Genomic DNA, 20805 nt, shown 5'->3' with positions numbered 1-20805 from the left:
AGGAATGACGCGCCATGCGTTTCGATGACATTCCAATGGCTTTCAAGCTGTTTGCTGCCCCTGTGCTGGGTTTGCTGGCGCTGGTGGCCATGGCCGTCACCTCCCATCGCACGATGGGTGAGTTCATTGAGACCAGCCAGGAAGTCACCGAGGTGCGCTTCCAGACGGCCGCCGAACTGTTGAGCGCTTCCAGCGAGCTGAACGGGGCCGTGCAGGAAATCTATTACGCCCTGGCCGCCGCCATGGCGGGCGGTGACGCAATAAAATCCGCCGCCATGCTGGATGGCGTCACTGCCCGCATGGACAAGGCCAAGGCCACCATCACCAAGGTGCAGCAGGGCCTGCCGGACGGGCCGGTGAAAACTGAACTGGGTGCTGTGGCCCAGGATATCGACAAGTTCGGGCAGCCGATCCAGTTTGTGAAGGAAATGCTGGCCATTGATGCGCAATCCGCCATCTCCTTCCTGGACCCGCTGCGCAGCAATCTGGGCACGGTGCTGGATCGGCTGGGCAAATTGTCGGTCAGCCAGCGTGATGCCGCCAACACCGCCATGAAGCAGATGACCGCCAGTGCGGAAGGCACCCAGCGCAATTCCGCCATCACGGTGGGGCTGGTGGTGCTACTTGTCGGTGCCATCTCCTTCTTCATCGTTCGCGCCCTGCGCGGTTCCATCGAACGCATTTCGTCGGCGACGGCGACGCTGGCCGGCGGCAACACCACCGTCAATCTGGACTCCCTGGCCCGTAAGGATGAGCTGGGCGCTATCGTCAAGGCATTGGGCGTCTTCCGCACCAGCCTGATCGACCGTGACCGGCTGGCCATGGAACAGGCGGAATCGGAAAAGCGGGCGGAGGCGGAAAAGCGTGCCGCGTCGCAGCGCATCGCCGATGGGCTGGAAAGCAGCGTACATTCACTGGTGGAAAAGCTGAACAAGGCGGCCCGCCAGCTGGAATCCAATGCCCGCGACCTGTCACAACAGGCCCAGCTGGGGCAGCAGCGCACCAGCGTGGTGGACCGGGCCGTGGGCGATGCCAATGGCAATGTGCAGGCCGTCGCCAGTGCGGCGGAAGAATTGTCCGCATCGTTCCAGGAAATCAGCACACAGGTGAACCATGCCGCCAGCATGGCCACCAATGCCCGCCAGAAGGTGGATGAAAGCACCCGCCAGATGGAACAGCTGCAAGGTCAGGGCGACAAGATCGGTTCCATCGTGCGGCTGATCTCCGACATTGCCAGCCAGACCAACCTGCTGGCGCTGAATGCCACCATCGAGGCGGCACGCGCCGGGGAGGCCGGCAAGGGCTTCACCGTGGTGGCAAGCGAGGTGAAGAGCCTGGCCAACCAGACAGCCAAGGCGACGGAAGAAATCAGCAGCCAGATCACCGGGATGCAGTCAGCCACCCGCGCCGCCGTTGTCGCCATCACCGCCATTCAGCAACTGGTGGGGGACATCACCGAAGTGTCCGCCGCCATCGCGGCGGCGGTGGAAGAACAGGATGCCGCCACGCGGGAAATCGCCCGCAATGTGCAGCTGGCCTCCCAGGGGACGGCCGTGGTGGCGGAAAATGTCGGCGGCCTGCAGGACATCGCCAACACCACCCACCGTTCCAGCGACGAGGTGCTGACCTCGTCCCAGACGCTGGGCCAGGAAACCACGGCACTGAGCGAAAGCGTGTCCCGCGCCATCGCCTCCCTGCGCGCCGCCTGATCGCCCTTTTCCGTCATCGAAATGCACCTATGCCGCCGGCCCCTCAGCCGGCGGCTTTTTTCATGGCTGCCCGGCCGTGGCTTGGCGAAAGGCATCGGCTGGACTAACTTGCCCGCCAGGGATTATCGGCACAGGGGCCTTCCGGCCATGGACCAGCACCAGCACCACCATCACCACCCGGCAGGGCATGACCATGACGGGCATCGCCATGATCATGGTCTCTGCGTCAAGGATGCGCTGGCGCGGGCGGAGGAAGTCTGTGCCAGCCGGGGCGCCCGGCTGACCGCCCAGCGTGCCCGTGTACTGGAACTGGTCTGGTCCAGCCACAAGCCACGCGGTGCCTATGCCATCCTGGAAGACCTGTCCCAGGACGGCAAGCGGGTGGCCCCGCTGACCGTCTATCGCGCGCTGGATTTCCTGCTGGAACAGGGGCTGATCCACCGCATCGAAAGCCAGAATGCCTTTGTCGGCTGTGCCGACCCCGGCACCCTGCATAGCGGGCAGTTTCTGGTCTGCCAGAAATGCGGGGAGGCCACGGAGCTGGTGGACCCGCGCATTGCCCAGGCCATCAATGAAACAGCCCATGCCCAGGGCTTCCAGGTCACCCGCCAGACAGTGGAAGTGACGGGGATCTGCCCTGCCTGCCAAACCGGTTGACGAAGCGGCCAGGGCCGCTCAAATGCACCCCATGACCCTTGCCCGGCTTGCCGCCGGGAATATTCGCTGACTGAAGACGGGAACCACGCCCTTGTCCACCCAACCCACGCCCCCCGCCCCGCCCGTGCGCCTGCCGATTTCGGTGCTGACCGGCTTTCTCGGCTCCGGCAAGACGACCCTGCTGTCGCGCCTGATCCGCGATCCGGGCATGGCCCGCACCGCCGTCATCATCAATGAATTTGGTGAGGTGGGGCTGGACCATCTACTGGTCAGCAAGGCGGATGAAAATACGGTGCTGATGGATAGCGGCTGCCTGTGCTGCACCATCCGTTCTGACCTGTCGGACACGCTGCGCGACCTGTATCTGCGCCGCAGCCGGGGCGAAGTGCCGGAATTCGACCGGGTGGTGATTGAAACCACTGGTTTGGCCGACCCGGCCCCCATCCTGCACACGCTGATGACCGATCCGCTGATCGCCTCCCGCTTCCGCCTGGACGGGGTGGTGACCACCATCGACAGCGTGCATGGCATGGGCCAGCTGGATAATCACGAGGAAAGCCTGAAGCAGGCCGCCGTGGCCGACCGCGTGGTGCTGACCAAGACCGACATTGCCGAGAAGGCCAATGTGGAGGCGCTGCGCCGCCGCCTGCATGACCTGAACCCCGGTGCCGTGCATGTGGATGCGCAGACGGACGACGCCCTGCCCGTGCTGCTGTTCGATGCCGGCCTGTATAACCCGACCACCAAGTCGCTGGATGTGCAGCGCTGGCTGAAGGCCGAAGCCTATGAAGGCGGGCACGACCACCATCATGACCATGATCACGGCCATTGCGACCATGACCATGGCCATTGCCACCACGACCATGATCACGGGCATGATCACCATCATCATGACCATGACGCCCATGGGCATGACCATGATCACGCCCATTGCGACCACGATCATGGCCATTGTGACCATGACCATGGGCATGATCACGGGCACGGCCATCATCACCATGATGTGAACCGGCATAATGACAAGATCACCAGCTTCGTCATCAAGGCGGACCAGCCGCTGCCCTGGGACAATCTGGTGAATTTCTTTGAAACGGTGGCCAAGGCGCAGGGCGACAATATTCTGCGCGTTAAGGGCCTGCTGAATGTGGAAGAGGCTGACCGCCCCATCGTCATCCATGGCGTGCAGCACCTGTTCCACCCGCCGGTGCAGCTGGATGCCTGGCCGACGGATGATCACAGCACCCGCATCGTCTTCATCGTCAAGGATCTGACCCGCCCGGTGGTGCAGACCCTGTTCGATGCCTGTATGCAGAAGGCGGGCAACTGATCCCCTGCTGAGGGTAATTATGCAAAGGCGCTGGGAAATATTCCTGGCGCCTTTTTATTGGTAAATAATCAGTAAATACATCCCATATCGACATATTTTTCAGCGTTATTTGTAATACAAAGCAGGTTCAAAAGATTAGGTATTCGAACGCACACAGCCACAACCGCTGATGTCCGGGTAGCCTTGGGGATATGGACAACCATAAATCCTGAGGAGACCTCCATGCGTCCTTTCCTTGCCACCATCCTGACTGCTGGCACCCTGCTGTGGGGGGGCGCGTCCGCCCTGGCGGCGGATGGCAATGCCACCCGTGATGAAGCTGTGGCCATGGTGCAGCGCGCCGCCAAACATCTGGCCAGCGCCGGAAAGGAGAAAGCCTTCGCCGATTTCTCCACCAAGGGCGGCCCGTTCAGCGACCGCGACCTGTATGTCGTTGTCTATGACCTGACGGGCAAATGCCTGGCCCATGGCGCCAATGAAAAGCTGATCGGCAAGGATCTGATCGACGCCGAAGATATTGACGGCAAGCTCTATATCAAAGAGCGGGTGGAGATGGCCAAGGCCAATAAAAGCTTCTGGCAGGATTATAAATTCACCAATCCCACGAGCAAGAAGGTCGAGCCGAAGGAAATGTACTGCCAGGTCGAAAGCAATCTGGCGGTCTGTGCCGGCGTCTACAAGAAATGATCATGCCGGGCGGGGTGGCGCTACGGCCACCGCCACCCGTTCCACCCGCCTGGAAGGCGGTGATCGGTTCCGTTGCGTGAGGTGAGCCCATGTCAATTGCCCGCAAAATCGCCCTTTACTTCCTGCTTCTCGCCATTGCGATGGTTGGGCTTGGCACGGTGCAGATCATCGCGGTCGGCGGCATCGACAGCCGGGTCAGCACGGTATTTCACACCGTGTTACGTGATGAAAACACGATGAACGGCTTCCTGGTCCGCTTGCCGCAACAGCGCAAGGCGCTCTACCATCTGGTGGCACTGGCGGCCACCGATATGGGGGCGGAGAAGGTGGCGGCCCAGAAGCAGCAGGTGCTGGCCCTGACCGACGCGCTGGAGCGCGACGTGGCCCCCCTGCAAGAGGTGATCAGCCATAATGGACTGACGGATCTGGTCGATCCCTTCAGCGCAGCTGCCAAGAAATATGTCAGCAAAAGCCGCGATTTGACCGATGTAATTGATGGCGACGTCGCCACCACCCTGGCCTTCATGGGCAGCCTGGAAAGGTCTGCCACCGCCCTGGAAGAGGTGGTGGGCAAGTTACAGGCCGCCCAGGCGACCCGGATCAGCAATGACGAACGGGCCGTTGATCGCGCCATCCTGCTGACCTATGCCATGGTCGGCGGCACCATTCTGGCCCTGATCATCGCGGTCATTGCCGTCAACCATTTCATTGCCGGCCACATCGCCCGCCCCCTGGTCGACTTGGCCAACATTACCCGTCGCCTGATCAGCGGGGAAAACGGATTGCAGGTGGACAGCCGGCTCTGCACCCGTGTGGATGAAATCGGCCGGCTGTCACAGGCACTGGCCGTGCTGGTGGGCAATGAGCAGGAACGCCGGCAACTGCAAGCCCGGCAGGAAGCGGCAGCCCAGGCAGAGAAGGAACGGGCCGACCGCCTGGACAGCCTGTCCGCTCGCTTTGATGCCGATGCCACCGCCTCCCTGCGGGAAACCCTGTCGGCGGTGCAGGAACTGCGCGCCACGGCGGGTGATATGGAAAAGGTGGCGGATGATACCCGCGCCGCCGTCAGCAATATGGCCGATGCCATTGCCAGCGCCAGCCAGCAGGTGGGCCATGTGGCCGGGGCGACCGACCAGCTGTCTGCCAGCATCCGGGAGATCGGGGATCGTGTGGATCATTCCGCCAGTCTGGCCGAACAGGCCGTGCAGGAAGCCGGGCGCACAGACCAGCTGGTGCAGGGGTTGGCGGGGGCCGCAGACAAGATCGGCACCGTGGTGCAGCTGATCAGCGAAATTGCCAGCCAGACCAATCTGCTGGCGCTGAATGCCACGATTGAGGCCGCCCGCGCCGGGGAGGCCGGCAAGGGCTTTGCCGTCGTGGCGGGCGAGGTGAAGGCCCTGGCTCGCCAGACCGCAGAGGCCACCGGGGAAATCGCCGCCCAGGTGGGCGGCATCCAGCAGGTGACCAAGGATACGGTGGCGGCGTTGAGCGCCATTGCCGGGCGGATCGGCGATATCCGTACCGCCGGCATGGCCATCGCCGGGGCCGTGAAACAGCAGGCCCAGATGACCCATGAAATTGTCGACAGCGTGCAGCATACCAGCGACAGCACCCGGCAGGTGGCGGAACGGGTGGATCATGTGTTGCAGGGGGCGGACGCCACCAAGGCAGCCTCCCGCCGGGTGAATGAAGCGTCGGGCCGGCTGAGCCAGCGGTCCGACGCGCTGGATGGGCAAATTCGGGGTTTCCTATCCCAGGTTCGCAGCTGATCCATCCGCCATTTCGCAGTCTTTGGCCCCCTTGGAACAAGGAAAAAGAACCAAACCCTGTTGGAAATGAAGCCCGTTTCATCGCAACAAATCAGCAGGTCTCCACTATCATCAAAATTTAACCTGAGTTTATCCACCGACGGCTCTAGCTTCGCGCCAGCGAAATGAAAGGAAGGCCTTGCCGTAACTTGGTTCCCGGCAAGGCTCCTTTAAGGAGACTCTGGAATGTCGTCGTTGAATAGACGGGGCGTGCCGGCCCGCGCTGGCCTGATCGTGCGCCTTCTGGGCTGTGTCAGCATCCTGGCTCTGTCGGCCCCGTTTGCCACAAACGCCGCCGAGGCGCCGACGACATCCGAGCCGGTGATGGAAGAAATCACCGTCACCGGAATGCGGCTGGCCGACAAGAAGGCCCTGCAAATGAAGCAGAAGGCCGGCAACATCATCGAGGCCATCGTCGCCGATGATGTGGGCAAGCTGCCCGATCAGAATGTCGCGGAAGCGGTGAAGCGCCTGCCCGGCATCTCTGTGGCCAATGACCAGGGTGAGGGCCGTTATGTCATCATCCGGGGCACCAGCCCCAATCTGGCCAATGTGACGCTGAACAACCAGACGACCGCCGCCCCGGAGCCGGACGCACGGCAGGTCAAGCTGGATGATATCCCGTCCGCCATGATCGGGTCGGTGGAGGTGATCAAAAGCCTGACCCCCGATCTGGACGCCAATGCCATTGCCGGCCAGATCAATATCAATACGGTCAGCGCCTTTGACCGCAACAAGTTCTTCGCCACCGCCCGCGGCAGCGTCGGTCATTATGAACTGAATGAGAAGCGCCCGGTCGGCGTGGATGCCACCATCGGCGATGTCTTTGGCGAGAACCGCCAATATGGTCTGGTCCTGTCCGCCAATTACGACCAGCGGCCGATCCGATCGGAGAACCTGCAAGGCTCCAGCAACTGGAACACCATCGGCGGCTACGCGGTGCCGGACGATTTCCGCCCCCGCGAATATAACCTGACCCGCAAGCGGCTGGGCACGGTGGCCAATTTCGACTGGAATGTCAGCGACAGCACCCGGCTTTATCTGCGCACCGCCTATGATGAGTTCAAGGACAGCGAAACCCGCGACCAGTTCCGGGTGGAAATCCCCACCACCATCACCAACCAGACAGCCACCAGCGGCAGCTTCAAGGCGCGCGGCACCCGCTATGTCCGCAAGCGGGAAGAGGATGACAATACCGTCACGGCCAATTTGGGCGGCAAGTTCGAGCTGGCGGTCGGCACATTGGATCTGGACGCCACCTATACCCGGGCGGTGAAGAAAGACCCGCTGCGCAGCGAGTGGCAGTTCCGCACCGGCAGCAACGCCTTCACCGCCACCTATGACCTGACGGACACGATCTATCAGGTCACGCCGGCCGATGCCGCCTACAACCCCGCCCTCTACAGTGCCCGCAGCGTCAGTTATGACCATCGCAAGGCAGAGGAGAATCTCTATCAGGCCCGCGCTGATTACAAGCTGCCGGTGGATCTGGGGGATGAGAGCTTCGTCAAGGTCGGCGCCAAATATCTGTCGCGGCACAAGGCGAATGACCGCGATTATGCCACCTATGATGCGTCGGGCTTCACCCTGGCCTCTGCCGTGGTAGGCGCCGGGCGTGGCACCTTTGACGGTCGCTTCCCCATGGATCCGCGCGTCAGCTACGATGATGCGGAAGCCTATGTCGCCAGCCATGCCGGCACGCTGAAATATAATCTCTCCGGTTCGCTGGCCAATGCCTTGGCCAATGATTACCGGGTGACGGAGGATATCAGCGCCGGCTATGTCATGGCGTCGCTGAACTGGGACCGGCTGACCCTGATCCCCGGCGTGCGTGTCGAGCATACGTCGGGTGATTTCAAGGCCAAGGTCATCGCCCCCACCTCCACCGTCAATCAGGATTACAATTCCTTTGGCGGCAAAAGCTATACGGACTGGTTCCCCGGCATCAATGCCCAGTTTGACCTGATGCAAGGGGTGGTGCTGCGCGGGGCCGTGACCACGGCCATCGGCCGGCCCAACTATGCCGATCTGCCGCCCTACATCACCATTGATACCGGTGCTGCCACGGTGGCCCGTGGCAATCCGCATCTGGAACCGCTGAAATCCACCAACTATGATCTGGCCGCCGAATATTACCTGCCCAGCCAGGGCATCCTGTCGGTGGGGCTGTTCCGCAAGGATATCGACAACCCGATCTATAGCGAAGCCGTCACCGTCACCAATGGCAGTTTCGGCGGCGTCAGCCTGGCGAAGGCCCTGGTGACCACGCCGCGCAATGCCGCATCCGGCATGGTGGAGGGCATTGAACTCAATGCCAGCACCCAGGCGACCTTCCTGCCATCCCCGTTTGACGGGTTCGGGGTGTCCGGCAACCTGACCCTGACCCGCAGCGAGGCGTCGGGCGTGTTTGGCCGCACTGGCAAGGTGCCGATGTTCAACCAGTCCAAGCGCGTGGCCTCGGCGCAGGTTTATTATGAGAAGGACGGGTTCCTGGCCCGCGTCGCCTATTCCTACCGCTCGGCCTATCTGGATACGGTTGGCACCAGCCGCGATACCGATATTTATACTGCCAGCAACGGCCAGCTGGATGCCCGCATCGCCTATGATGTCAGTAGCCATTTCCAGGTCTATCTGGAAGGGGCGAACCTGACCGATGCCCATTGGCAGCGTTACATCGGCACCTCCAACAAGCTGGTGGAAACGGAACGCTACGGCGCTGCTTTCAAGACCGGCTTCCAGTACAAGTACTGAGCGTCATAAGGCCCCGCCGGTTTCGGCGGGGCCTTTGCGATGGGGCATGATCATGCGCAAGATCATTGGATTGCTGCTGACCACCGGCCTGTTGGCCACCATGACGGCCGGCGCAGCAGAGCTGCCGACGCAGCCGCGGGGGATGGTGCTGGAAAAGGTGGCGATATTCATGCGCCATGGGGTCCGGCCGCCGACCAAGGAACCGGCAGAGGGGCTGGCCGACCAGCCCTGGCCCGCCTGGTCCGTCCCTTACGGGAATCTGACCGAACGGGGGGCCAAGGGCGTTACGCTCCTGGGCCGCTTTGATCGGCAATTCTATGCCGCCCGTGGCCTGTTCCCGGCCGAGGGCTGTCCCGCCCCTGGTCAGCTGGTGGCTCAGGCCAGCGCCAAGGAACGGGCCATTCGCACGGCAAAAAGCCTGCTGGATGGTTTCGCGCCGGGTTGTGCTGTTGATGTCAGCCATCCGCAGCGGGAAGAGGAAGACAGCGTCTTCCACCCGCTGGCCCATGGTGGCGCCAAGCTGGACCCCGCCAAGGCGACAGCCGCCGCCGCCGAGGGGCTGCCGGCGGGGGGATTGCAGGCGGAGATGGCGCAGTATAAGGCGGAATTTGCGATCCTGCAGCGCGCCCTGGGGACACAGAGCCCGAAATGGTGCGCCAAGAAGAAGCTGCCCGACGGTTGCAAGATCACCGACCTGCCCACCAAGCTGGAAACGGATGAGGAAGAGGGGCGGCCCGATGCCGGCGGCGCCTTTGCACTGGCCTCCACCACCAGTCAGACCTTCCTGCTGGAATATCTGGAAGGCAAGCCGATGGCAGAGGTGGGGTGGGGACGCATCAGCCGCGACGATATTGAGGCAATGCTGCGTTTTCACCCCGTGAAGTTCAAATATGAAAACCGCCCCCCCTATATTGCCGACCGGGCGGCGGCCCCGATCATGGGCCAGATCGTCAATGCCTTGAAGGCGGGCCCGGCCAAGCTGTTCCTGATGGCCGGGCACGATACCAATATCGCCGATATCGCCGGGATGCTGGACCTGCATTGGCGGATTGACAGCTATCCGGCGGACGATACCCCGCCGGGCGGCGGCATCGGCTTTGAACTGCTGCGCGATCAGGCGGGGCAGCGTCACATCCGCGCCTTCTATCGCGCCCAGACCATGGATCAGCTGCGGGAACTGCGGCCCCTGGACCTGAAGGCGGAACCCGCGGTTGTCACCTATATGGCGCTGCCCGGCTGTGCCAAGGGTGCCGACCGGACAATCTGCACGGCGGCAGATTTCTTCGCCCTGGTGGAGGGGAAGATCAAAGCCGCCGACCAGCCTTAAGGCGGATAATCTCCGGGTTTCAATCCGCTACCCGGCGTGCCGATGAAACCGCCCCGACCCGGCTGGATCGGGGCGGTTTTTTTACTTGGCCAGCACCGTCAGGCTGCCCGACGCGGTGCGGGCGAAGCGGCTGCCATCCACCAGATCATCCAGCCGGGCGGCCGGCAGGGTGAAGCTGCCGGGGGTCAGCGCGCGGGCCAGATAGACCAGCCGGAAGCTGCCGCTTTCCGGCATCCCGTCCAGGGCGGCGATGAAACGGTCATCGCGGAACTCCACCCGCGCCGCATCCGACAGTTCACCCAGCCAGGACAGGTCGCCCAGCTGCGCGCTGCCGGCCAGCCGGACATTTTCCACCACCAGCCCGCCGGGCAGCGGGTCGGTCAGCAGCAGCGGCGTGGTGATGGGCCGGTCGGCCTTGCCTTCCAGCACCACCACCAGCAGGTCGCCATTGCGGATGCGGGAGAGATTGGCCGGCTTGCCCTTGGTGTCCATGATCTGCCGGGTCAGCGACAGACCTTCGGCCACTTCCTTGTCGGCCTTGGCCAGGATCGCGGCGGTGGCGGTCAGGCTGTTGACCGGGCGATCACCATTATTGCGCACGGTCAGCTTGGTTTCCCCGCCAGCCAGCGGGCGGATCACCGGCCGGTCACCCGTCACCGCCTGCCCGTTGATCACCAGGTTCAGTGGCCCGCCGCGCCCAGCTACCGCCTCTGCCGCCAGCAGCAGCCAGGCATGTTCCTGGGTGGAGGTATGGGCGGCATCGCGCAGCAGCGGTTCCAATGCTGCCAGTTCGGCATCAATCAGTGCGCCATCGGCATTGGCCCCGATCAGCAGGGCCAGCACGGCGGCGCGGTCGCGCAGGGTGCTGCCGAAATCATGGATGCCGACAGCCACCGGCAACGGTTCATCCAGCCGGGCGAAGATGCCTGCCGCGCGCTCCCCATCGCCCAGGGCCGCATAGGCGGCCGCCACCTGGGCCCGTGCCAGCCGGGTCGGCGTGCGGGCATAGAAGGTTTCCTGGAAGAAGCGCAGCGGCTTGGTGTCAATCGCCTTGGCCCGCGCTGCCGTATAGAGCGCATAGGCCCGCGCCGGCAGTTCCGCATCCTCGATCCAGCTGTTGCCGATGGAGCGGACCAGATAATCCATGCCCCGGCGATAGGCATCGTCGGGCACGGCATAGCCGGCTTCGCGCGACCGGGTCAGCACATCCAGGGCAAAGGCGGTCAGCCAGACATCGCCCACCCCGTCATGCGACCAGAGCGAGAAGGCGCCATCGGCCCGCTGGTGGCTGACCAGCCGTTCCACCAGATCGTCGGCCTTGGCCTTCAGCTTGTCATCCGCCGGCAGGCCGGCGGCCTTGGCCCATTCATTAGAACCGGCCAGGGGCAGCAGGCGGGCGGCCAGCTGGTCGGCCGAGCCAAAGGGCTGGCTGTCCAGCGCCAGCAGGCTGGCCGCCGCATCCAACAGCGGCCGGCTGCCCAGCATGGCCACGCGGGTGGCATTGCCAGCCACCGCGCCATCGGTCTTGGGCGCGGTCAGCGCCACCTGGGCACCGGGGGCGATGCGGCCCCGCGTCTCCACCACCGTCAGCGGATGGGCGGGGCGGATATTCACCGGCAGGCGGCGGGTCAGGCTGTAACCGTCCGGCCCCTTCACCGTCAGCACCAGCACGCCATAGCCGGGATCGCCGGCCAGAACAGTACGGGTGGCCGTCACCTTGGCCCCCTTGCGCAGTCCCTTGAAGACCTGTTCGGTCTTGCCTTCCAGCTTCACTGGCCCTTCCGTGCCCAGCGTCAGCGTATAGGTGCCGTTGGGGCCGGCGAGATTATCCAGGCTGAAGTTGACCTGCGCCTTGTCACCCGGTGCCACAAAGGCCGGCAGCACGGCATCGGCCACCACCGGGTCGCGCACATCCATCGCGGCATGGCCGGTGCCGACCTTGCCATCGCTCCAGGCCAGTGCCGTCAGGGCCAGCCGCGTCTGCGTGTCGGGCAGGGTCAGGGTGACCATGGCCTTGCCATCGGCCCCCACCTGCACGATGCCGGAATGCAGCGCCGTTACCGGGCCATTGCGCAGCGCCGGTGCGGCGGCTGGTACGCGCGGCGGCGTGCGGCCGGCATCGGCCGGGGCCACAGGGGCGGCCGGCGGGGCAGCGGCTACCGGTGTTTCCGCCGGGCCGACCAGCCGACCATAAACATCGCGCAGTTCCACTGACAGGCGACGCTTGCCGAAGAACCAGCCCACCGGGTCCAGCGCCGGCCGGTCGCCTAGCCGGGCAATCCCTTCATCCACCGCTGTTACCGCCAGCCGCACCGTGGCACCGGGTTCGGCCCCGGTGATGGTGACGGGAATGCTGACAGGCCCGCGCGGATGCACGCCGGCGGGCGGCGCCATCTCCACCTTCAAGGTGCGGTCGGCCGGATCGGCCGCTACCCAGCCCATGCCCAGCGCGCGGCGCGGCGGGGTACGGCTGGCCGGATCGGCGGGGGCGAAGGCGGTGGCCAGCACATAGGCCCCCGCCGTCACATCGGCTGGCAGCGGAATATCCAGGAAGGCCCCCTCGGTGCCGATTTCCTTCACCATCACCTGCCGCACGGCGCGATCCGCCAGGGCCACGGTGACGGTGCCGGCATAGGGCGGCTTCACGAAGACGCGGGCCGTTTCCCCCGGCTTGTGCAGCGGCTGCATCACCGCCACCTCCACCGCGTCCGGCGTTTCGCCCACCTTGGCGCTGACCCACCAGCCGGCGGAGAAGCGCAGGGAGCTGGCAATGCCGGTGGCCGGATCGAACACTTCCAGCCGGTAGCGGCCGGCGCGCACCTGTTCTTCGATCAGGCCGGGCTTGTCGCTGGCGACATCGACGGTACCGCCGGTCAGGCGCTTGTCGCGCACCGTGGTGCGATATTCCCAGCGCCCGTCGGCGGCGTACCAGTCATAATCATATTCTTCTTCGAACAGTTCCCAGGACAGGCCCTTGCGGGTCTGTGCCTGCCCGTCCGGGGCGACGGCGACGACATTGACGGCGACCGTCGCCCCCTCCGGCACGGCATCGCCGCCGAAATTGGGCTTCAGCCCCAGGGCGAAGGCCTGATGATCAACCGGCAGCACCATGTCACGGTCGACCGGGCGGCCGCCCACATCATGCAGCGTGGCGCGCAGCACCGCCTCCAGCGGGCGGCTGGTTTCGGGCAGCTTGCCCAGATCCACCGCCACGCGGGCCTGCCCGTCCGGGCCGGTGGTGAAGCCCGGCAGGGTGCGCTTTTCCGGGGCCAGCGGCTTCTGTGCCAGGCCGAAGCGGTACCCCTCCAGCCCGGGATAAGGCCGGTCGGCCGGGCGCAGCAGCACCGTCAATTCGCCCTGCAGGCGGGCGGCGGGGCCGCCCGCTAGATAACGGCCATCCACCGACAGGGTCAGCTTGCCATCCGCACCGATGCGGGGCCGGTCGGCTGCCAGATCGAATTCCAGCCGGACCGGCGCCACCTCCCCGACATTGAACTGGATGCGGCCAATGGCGGGGCCATTGGCGTCCGCATGGGCGGTGGCGGTCCAGCGGCCCGCCGGGGCATTGGCCGGCAGTTCGATTCGCAGCAGATGCCCGCCAGCGCCTTGATCATCGGCAACCCGGCGCTCCACCTCCAGCCCATCGGGGCGGAACAGCTTCACGGTCAGCTTCTGCCCGGCCGCCGCGCGGCCATCGGCGTCGCGCACCAGCCCGATCAGATAGAGCGCGTCGCCAGGGCGATAGGCGCCCCGGTCGCTGACCAGATAGGCATCCAGGGCACCGGGATTGAGCCGGCCACCATCACCGCGCCCGGCCAGTTCCACGGCGGGCGTCCCGAAATCCAGCAGGGAGAAGCCGCCATCCGGGCTGGCGGCGAACAGTGCCTGCGGGGCCGCATCATCCTTGCCGTCCACCTGTTGCGGGCTGAACTGGGCCAGCCCATCGGGGCCGGTGGTGACGCGCCCCAGTTCCTGCTTGTTGCGGGCCACCAGCCGCAACTCCACCCCCGCCAGCGGCTTGGCACCGGCCAGGGAGCGGGCGAAGACATACAGCCCGTTGGCCGCCTTGAAACTGGTCAGCCCGACATCGGAGACGACGAACCATTGGGTGGCCCGTTGGTCCCAGGCCACCATGGGCAGGGCAGCATTTTCCGCCACCGCCACATAGACGCCCGGCGCCAGCTTGCCCAACACGGCATCAATGGGGAACGGCGTCTGGACGGCGCGGTTGCGCTGGCCGCCCATGGCCATTTCACCCTTCCATACCACCTGACCCTTCTGGTCCAGAATGTCGCCGACCTCAAAATCGGTCATGGTCTGGTTGATGCGGCCGTAATAAATCTGCTCCACCAGCGCGCGGTCATTGACGCGCAGCACGGACACCCGCGCGCGGTCGATATTCACGCCGCGCAGCGGCAGCCCCTCCGCCCCCACGCGGGGCAGCAGATAGCCCTGGCCCCGGAAGGCCAGCACCGCCTTGCGGTCGGCCACCTGCACCTCACGCGTGATCGCCCCGGCCAGCTTTTCCTTGCCATTGGCGCTGGGCAGGTCGGCCTTGATGGTGATGGTATAGCGCTGGCCATGGTTCAGCCCTTCCAGGCAGAGATCACGGTCGCGCGCCGTCACCGTCACCGGGTCAGCCGGGGCCACGGTGACGAAGCGCGCCAGATCCAGCCCCTTGCGCGGCCGGGGCAGCGAGCGGGTGAAGTTGAAACAAACCTGCGGCTTGTCGCGTTCAGAAGCCACATCCACGCCCGACAGCTCAAACGGCCGTTCTGCCGCCGGTACGGCCGACGGTTTGGGCGGGGGGGCGGCTGGCGGCGGCGGCGGTGCATCCGCCGGGGGGCGCGCGGCCTCCTGTGCGGAGACGGCGGTGGCCAGGGCCAGACCAGAGACAAGCAGCAGGGCGGCGGGAAGTCGCGGCATCATCGGGCGGGGGCTGTTATGGCGGCGGGTGGAAATGGGAAGGCAATCAGATGGGTTGCAACACATAGGCCCGCAATATGGCACGGCCGGGGCCAACAGGACGCTGTTTTCAGTCGCTTTGCAACAACACCGTTGCGATGCGGCCTTGAACTTGCCGCCTTTGCCGTTCCTAATCACCCGCATGGGCCATAATTAACCAAAAATATCGGATGAACATGACGCCGCCCCCCGCTTCCACGCTGGATGATGATGACAGCCGCCCGGCACGCCGGGTGGGCATTGACTGGCCACGCCTAACGCTCTGGCTGGGCCTCATCGCGCTGGCGGGGCCGGCAGTGTGGAATGGTTTCGCCATCGTCTTCTTCGATACGGGCGGCTATATCCGCCGGGTGCTGGATGGCAGCCTGGAGGCGGGGCGTTCCGTCTTTTACGGCCTGTTCCTTTATGCCAGCTCCGCCGGCTGGCTCAGTTTCTGGGGACCGGTGCTGGTGCAATGCGCCGCCACCTTATGGCTGATCCATCTCTGCCTGCGGGCCCATGCCATCGGCCCCGCCGGCTGGCCGCCGCAGGCGCGGGCCGGGGCCATGGCGCTGCTGCTGTCAGCCCTGACCGGGATCGCCTGGTACAGCAGCCAGTTGATGCCAGATATCTGGATGCCGCTGCTGGTGCTCAGCCTCTGGCTGCTGGGCTTCAAGGGCTACACATTGTCCGTGCGGGAGCGCGCCGGTGTGGCGCTGATCGCCCTGTTCTCCCTGCTGTCGCATATGAGCGGGATGGCGCTGGCCATCGGGCTGGTGACGGCCACCGCTGCCGCCCGGCTGCTGGCGCCCCGGCTGGGCTGGAAGATCCAGCCGCGTGTGTTGCCGCCCTTTGCCATCGTTGCCGCCAGCCTGATTTTGATGCCGCTGACGCATCTGGCCTTGGTGGGCCATGCCGGCTATACGCCGGGCGGTTCCTTTTTTCTTTATGGCCGGCTGGTGCAGGATGGGCTGGCCCAGCGTTATCTGGCCGACCATTGCCCCAAGGATGGCAGCCCCGCCCCCTATAAGCTCTGCGCCCTGCAAAGCCGGATGCCCACGGATGCCAATGCCTTCCTCTGGCACGAGGACAGCCCGCTGAACGATATTGGCGGCTGGAAAGGGGCGGAGCCGGAGCTGGCAGCCCTGGTCAAGGCCACCATCCTGGCCTATCCCGGCACCTTTCTGACCACGGCGCTGCAAGCCACCGGGGAACAGTTGCTGACCATCGGCAGCGGGGATGGGCTGACGGAATGGCATTATATGACGCGGCGGGTGTTCGACCGCATGTTGCCGACCCAGCAGGATCTGGAATTCAATGCCGCCCGCCAGCAGCGGGAGGAGATCAGCCCGACCCTGTTCACCGCCCTGAACCGGGTCCATGTGCCGGCCGGCTATCTGTCGATGATCGGTTTGCTGCTGGTGGTGGGCTGGGGACTGCGGCAGGGGCGGCATGACCTGGCAGCCCTTGCCCTGTTCGTGGCCCTGTCCCTGCTGGGCAATGCCTTCATCAATGGCGCCCTGTCCAACCCGCACGACCGCTATCAAAGCCGGATGATCTGGCTGGCCACCCTGGTGGTGATCATGGCAGCCGTGGCTTGGTGGGAACGCCGGTTGCCCGGCAACCCGGACCGCATCCCCCGCCGCGCGCATGTTGCAAATGTGTTATGAGGGGCTGCGAAAGGGGGGACGAAGCGGCTATATACGGGGCGCCGTTCCACCCGGGAGCCTTTGAGAAAACCTTGGCCCGCACCACCAGCCGATATGTCTGCCAGAATTGCGGGGCCGCTTACCCGAAATGGTCGGGCAAGTGTGACGCCTGTGGGGAATGGAACACGCTTGTTGAGGAACAGGCCAGCGAGTCCGTGCCCAAGGGGCTGGGCAAGGGCCAGGGCCGCAAGATTGAGTTCGTCGCCCTGTCCGGCGTGTCCAAGGATGCGCCACGCCGCATGACGCAGATCCAGGAATTTGACCGGGTCTGCGGCGGCGGGCTGGTCAATGGCTCGGCCCTGCTGGTCGGCGGTGATCCCGGTATCGGCAAATCCACCCTGCTGCTGCAGGTCACCTGCTGCCTGGCCCAGGAAACCCGCTGCGCCTATATTTCCGGCGAAGAGGCGGTGGATCAGGTGCGGATGCGCGCCGCCCGGCTGGGGCTGGTCAATGCCCCGGTGGCGCTGGCCGCCGCCAACAATGTCCGCGATATCGTGGCCAGCCTGGAGGCGGCCGACGGCCCCCAGGTGGCGGTGATCGATTCGATCCAGACCATGTATATTGACACGCTGGACAGCGCGCCGGGCACCGTGGCCCAGGTGCGCGCCTGCGCGTCGGAACTGATCCGCGTGGCCAAGAAGCGGGGCATCACCCTGCTGATCGTCGGCCATGTCACCAAGGATGGCCAGATCGCCGGCCCCCGCGTGCTGGAACATATGGTCGATACTGTCCTCTATTTCGAAGGGGAACGGGGGCACCAGTTCCGCATCCTGCGCGCGGTGAAGAATCGCTTCGGCCCCACCGATGAAATCGGCGTGTTTGAAATGAGCGAGGATGGGCTGGTCGAAGTGCCCAATCCTTCAGAGCTGTTTCTGGCCGACCGCCGCCGCGATATAACGGGAACAGCGGTGTTCGCGGGGCTGGAAGGCACGCGGCCGGTGCTGGTGGAGGTGCAGGCCCTGGTGGCGCCATCCCCCCTGGGCACGCCGCGCCGGGCCGTGGTGGGCTGGGACAGTTCCCGGCTGGCCATGGTGCTGGCGGTGCTGGAGGCACGCTGCGGTGTGGCCATCGGTGCCAATGATGTCTATCTCAGCGTCGCGGGCGGGCTGAAAATCAGCGAGCCGGCGGCCGATCTGGCGGTGGCGGCGGCCCTGGTCAGCAGTCTGACAGGCGAACCGGTGCCGGCCGATGCCGTGGTGTTCGGGGAAATCGGCCTGTCCGGCGAAATCCGTGCCGTCAGCCAGACCGATCAGCGTTTGAAAGAGGCCACCAAGCTGGGCTTCAACCGCGCCATCATGCCCCAACCGCGCCGGTCGCGCGGTGGTGCGGGAGCGGCAGCGGATGGGTTGCGCCGGGTGGAACTGGATCACCTGTCCGACCTGATGCCCTTGTTCCAGGCTGATGCGCCGCCGCGCCCGCCGCGCGGGCGGGATTGATTTTAGGGGAAGTGGATGGATGCCAGCGGGTTGAACCCCGTCGATATCGCTGTTGTCGCCGTGCTGGGCGTTTCCGCCCTGATGGCGTTTGCACGCGGTTTCGTGCGCGAGGTGCTGTCGGTGGCGGCCTGGGTGGGGGCGGCGTTTGCCACCATCTATTTCTTCCCCATCCTCACCCCCTTTGTCCGTCAGCGTATCGATACCCAGTATCTGGCCGACGGCGTCACCATCCTGGCCATCTTCACCCTGTCGCTGATTCTGTTTTCCATGGTTACCCATGCGGTTTCCGGCCGGGTGCAGGAAAGCAGCCTGTCGGCCATCGACCGGTCGCTGGGCTTTGCCTTCGGTGCCGTGCGCGGCGCGGTGCTGGTCAGTCTGGTCTATATGTTCGCCCTCTGGCTCTGGCCCGATCAGCCGGTCTGGCTGCGTGATGCCAAGTCCCGCCCTTTCCTGGCGGTCGGGGCCGACATGCTGCGCGATCTGCTGCCCAACGCCGATCTGACCCCCGCCCAGCGGGAGGCGGAGCGCGCACGCCTGCGCGTGCAGGAGGCGGAGGAGGCCAGGCGCACCCTGGAACGCCTTGCCAATCCGCTACCCGCCTCTGCAGGGAACGCGGCTGCGCCCACCGGCGATAACGGCTATAACGGCGAGGCGCTCGGACGTCTCGACCAGTTGATCAAGAATACCGATCAGGAACCACCGCCCGGTGGCACATCCCGTTAGGGATGCGCCGCCGCTTTTGTCTTCGTTGCCACCGACCTTCGGCTTCAGCGTGAAAGGCTATCCGCCCATGCTTACGACCCATCCCTTCGACGATGACAAGCTGCGTGAGGAATGCGGCGTCTTCGGTGTGTTCGGTCCGCAGGATGCGGCGGCACTGGTGGCGCTGGGCCTGCACGCCCTGCAGCATCGCGGCCAGGAAGCGGCGGGCATCGTCAGCTTTGACGGGCAGGATTTCCCGCACCATCGGGCGCTGGGGCAGGTGGGTGACATTTTCGGCAGCGAAACGGTCATGCGCAACCTGACCGGTTCGCAGGCCATCGGCCATGTCCGTTATGCCACCACCGGCGAACGGTCCTTGCGCAATGTGCAGCCGCTGTTTGCGGAGTTTGAGTTTGGCGGCTTCGCGCTGGCCCATAATGGTAACCTGACCAATGCCATGCAGCTGCGCCGCCAGCTGGTGCGCCGGGGCTGCCTGTTCCAGTCCACCTCTGACACTGAAACCATCATCCATCTGATGGCGACTGCCCGTGGCGGCAATGTCATCGACCGGCTGGTGGAGGCGCTGCGCCAGATCGAGGGCGCCTATTCCCTGGTCTGCATGGCCAAGGATATCGTGATTGGCGTGCGCGACCCGCACGGCGTACGCCCGCTGGTGCTGGGCCGCCTGGGCGATGTGCATGTGCTGGCCTCGGAAACCGTGGCGCTGGACATTATCGGGGCCGATTATGTCCGCGACATTGATCCGGGTGAAATGGTGGTGCTGGACAAGGACGGGGTGCAGAGCCTGCGTCCCTTCCAGCAGGTGCCGTCCAAGTTCTGCATTTTCGAATATATCTATTTCGCCCGCCCAGACAGCTACATGGAAGGCCATTCCGTGTATGGCGTGCGCAAGAAGATCGGCGCGCAGCTGGCCATTGAAAGCCATGTTGATGCCGACCTGATCATTCCGGTGCCGGATTCGGGCGTGCCGGCGGCTTTGGGTTATGCCGAACAGAGCGGCGTGCCCTTCGATCTGGGTATCATCCGCAACCATTATGTCGGCCGCACCTTCATTCAGCCGACGGACAAGATCCGCCGCCTGGGCGTGAAGCTGAAGCATAATGCCAACCGGCATTTCATCCAGGGCAAGCGCATCGTGCTGGTGGATGACAGCATCGTGCGCGGCACCACTTCGCTGAAAATCGTGGAAATGATGCGCGATGCCGGCGCCAAGGAAGTGCATATGCGCATTTCCAGCCCGCCGACCAGCCATAGCTGCTTCTACGGCATCGACACGCCGGAAAAGGAAAAGCTGCTGGCCCACCGCATGTCGGTGGAAGAAATGCGCGATTACATCAAGGCTGACAGCCTGGCCTTCATCAGCCTGGACGGGCTTTATAAATCGCTGGACCATGCCAAGCGTGATGGCGACCTGCCGCAATATTGCGACGCCTGCTTCACCGGCGAATACCCGATCCCGCTGACGGATTTCGATCCAGGCCGTGGGGCCGAGGTCTCCTATCTGCCGGGTGGCCGCAAGGCGGGGTAAAAGGATGAGGCTGCGCAGCTTGCTGGCTTTGTCGGTTCTGCTGCTGTCGGCCTGGTATAGAGACCTCTTCCCGCCAGGACTGAACGTTCAGCCAATTGGCTGAACGGTTGCGGCGCCTGGGATGAATAAAGGCCGGCGGGGTGATCCGCCGGCCTTATCCACATCTTTGCGGATGCTGAGCGGGGCTGAGCCCTGATCC

Annotated in this window: 12 protein-coding genes; 11 read left to right on the top strand and 1 reads right to left on the bottom strand. The window is 64.7% G+C overall.

Translation table 11 applies throughout. From position 1 onward, the window contains the following. The first annotated feature begins 14 nt into the window (after nucleotides 1–14). The 7 genes from CHB97_RS08865 to CHB97_RS08835 all read left to right on the top strand — a co-directional run bounded on the left by CHB97_RS08865 (nucleotide 15) and on the right by CHB97_RS08835 (nucleotide 10266). On the top strand, nucleotides 15–1709 hold the full coding sequence (locus CHB97_RS08865; RefSeq protein ID WP_089287601.1) for a methyl-accepting chemotaxis protein: 1695 nt from the start codon (nucleotides 15–17) through the stop codon (nucleotides 1707–1709). A gap of 147 nt (nucleotides 1710–1856) precedes the next feature. Next, nucleotides 1857–2366 (top strand): Fur family transcriptional regulator, encoded by a 510-nt coding sequence (locus CHB97_RS08860; protein WP_089287600.1) that lies wholly within the window; start codon nucleotides 1857–1859, stop codon nucleotides 2364–2366. 91 nt (nucleotides 2367–2457) lie between these two features. Next, nucleotides 2458–3693, top strand: a complete 1236-nt coding sequence (locus tag CHB97_RS08855) for a GTP-binding protein (protein WP_089287599.1) — start codon at nucleotides 2458–2460, stop codon at nucleotides 3691–3693. Nucleotides 3694–3915: 222 nt separating this feature from the next. Beyond that, nucleotides 3916–4380 carry a cache domain-containing protein gene (locus CHB97_RS08850; protein ID WP_089287598.1) on the top strand — a complete coding sequence of 155 codons (465 nt, stop codon included), beginning with the start codon at nucleotides 3916–3918 and terminating at the stop codon, nucleotides 4378–4380. An 89-nt stretch (nucleotides 4381–4469) separates the two neighbouring features. Next, nucleotides 4470–6149, top strand: a complete 1680-nt coding sequence (locus tag CHB97_RS08845) for a methyl-accepting chemotaxis protein (RefSeq protein WP_089287597.1) — start codon at nucleotides 4470–4472, stop codon at nucleotides 6147–6149. A gap of 225 nt (nucleotides 6150–6374) precedes the next feature. After that, nucleotides 6375–8939, top strand: coding sequence for a TonB-dependent receptor (locus CHB97_RS08840; protein WP_089287596.1), 2565 nt, complete (start codon nucleotides 6375–6377; stop codon nucleotides 8937–8939). A 52-nt stretch (nucleotides 8940–8991) separates the two neighbouring features. Beyond that, complete coding sequence (locus CHB97_RS08835) at nucleotides 8992–10266, top strand: histidine-type phosphatase (protein ID WP_160105704.1); 1275 nt, start codon at nucleotides 8992–8994, stop codon at nucleotides 10264–10266. A gap of 81 nt (nucleotides 10267–10347) precedes the next feature. Here the strand turns inward: CHB97_RS08835 and CHB97_RS08830 are convergent, their stop codons facing one another. Beyond that, on the bottom strand, nucleotides 10348–15195 hold the full coding sequence (locus CHB97_RS08830) for an alpha-2-macroglobulin (RefSeq protein WP_143270801.1): 4848 nt from the start codon (nucleotides 15193–15195) through the stop codon (nucleotides 10348–10350). A gap of 212 nt (nucleotides 15196–15407) precedes the next feature. Here CHB97_RS08830 and CHB97_RS08825 point away from each other — a divergent pair, with 212 nt between their 5' ends. From CHB97_RS08825 to purF, 4 genes are all read left to right on the top strand, one after another. After that, nucleotides 15408–16880 (top strand): hypothetical protein, encoded by a 1473-nt coding sequence (locus CHB97_RS08825; protein ID WP_089287593.1) that lies wholly within the window; start codon nucleotides 15408–15410, stop codon nucleotides 16878–16880. Between the two features lie 71 nt (nucleotides 16881–16951). Then, nucleotides 16952–18355 carry a DNA repair protein RadA gene (gene radA / locus CHB97_RS08820; RefSeq protein WP_089287592.1) on the top strand — a complete coding sequence of 468 codons (1404 nt, stop codon included), beginning with the start codon at nucleotides 16952–16954 and terminating at the stop codon, nucleotides 18353–18355. Between the two features lie 15 nt (nucleotides 18356–18370). Then, complete coding sequence (locus tag CHB97_RS08815; RefSeq protein ID WP_089287591.1) at nucleotides 18371–19078, top strand: CvpA family protein; 708 nt, start codon at nucleotides 18371–18373, stop codon at nucleotides 19076–19078. Nucleotides 19079–19145: 67 nt separating this feature from the next. Continuing rightward, complete coding sequence (gene purF, locus CHB97_RS08810) at nucleotides 19146–20606, top strand: amidophosphoribosyltransferase (protein WP_089287752.1); 1461 nt, start codon at nucleotides 19146–19148, stop codon at nucleotides 20604–20606. The last annotated feature ends 199 nt before the right edge of the window (nucleotides 20607–20805 follow it).

Source organism: Azospirillum sp. RU38E (assembly GCF_900188385.1).
In the GTDB taxonomy this organism is placed as follows: domain Bacteria; phylum Pseudomonadota; class Alphaproteobacteria; order Azospirillales; family Azospirillaceae; genus Niveispirillum.
Note: the sequence above shows the minus strand (reverse complement) of the source record. Positions and strands in the feature narration are given on the sequence as shown.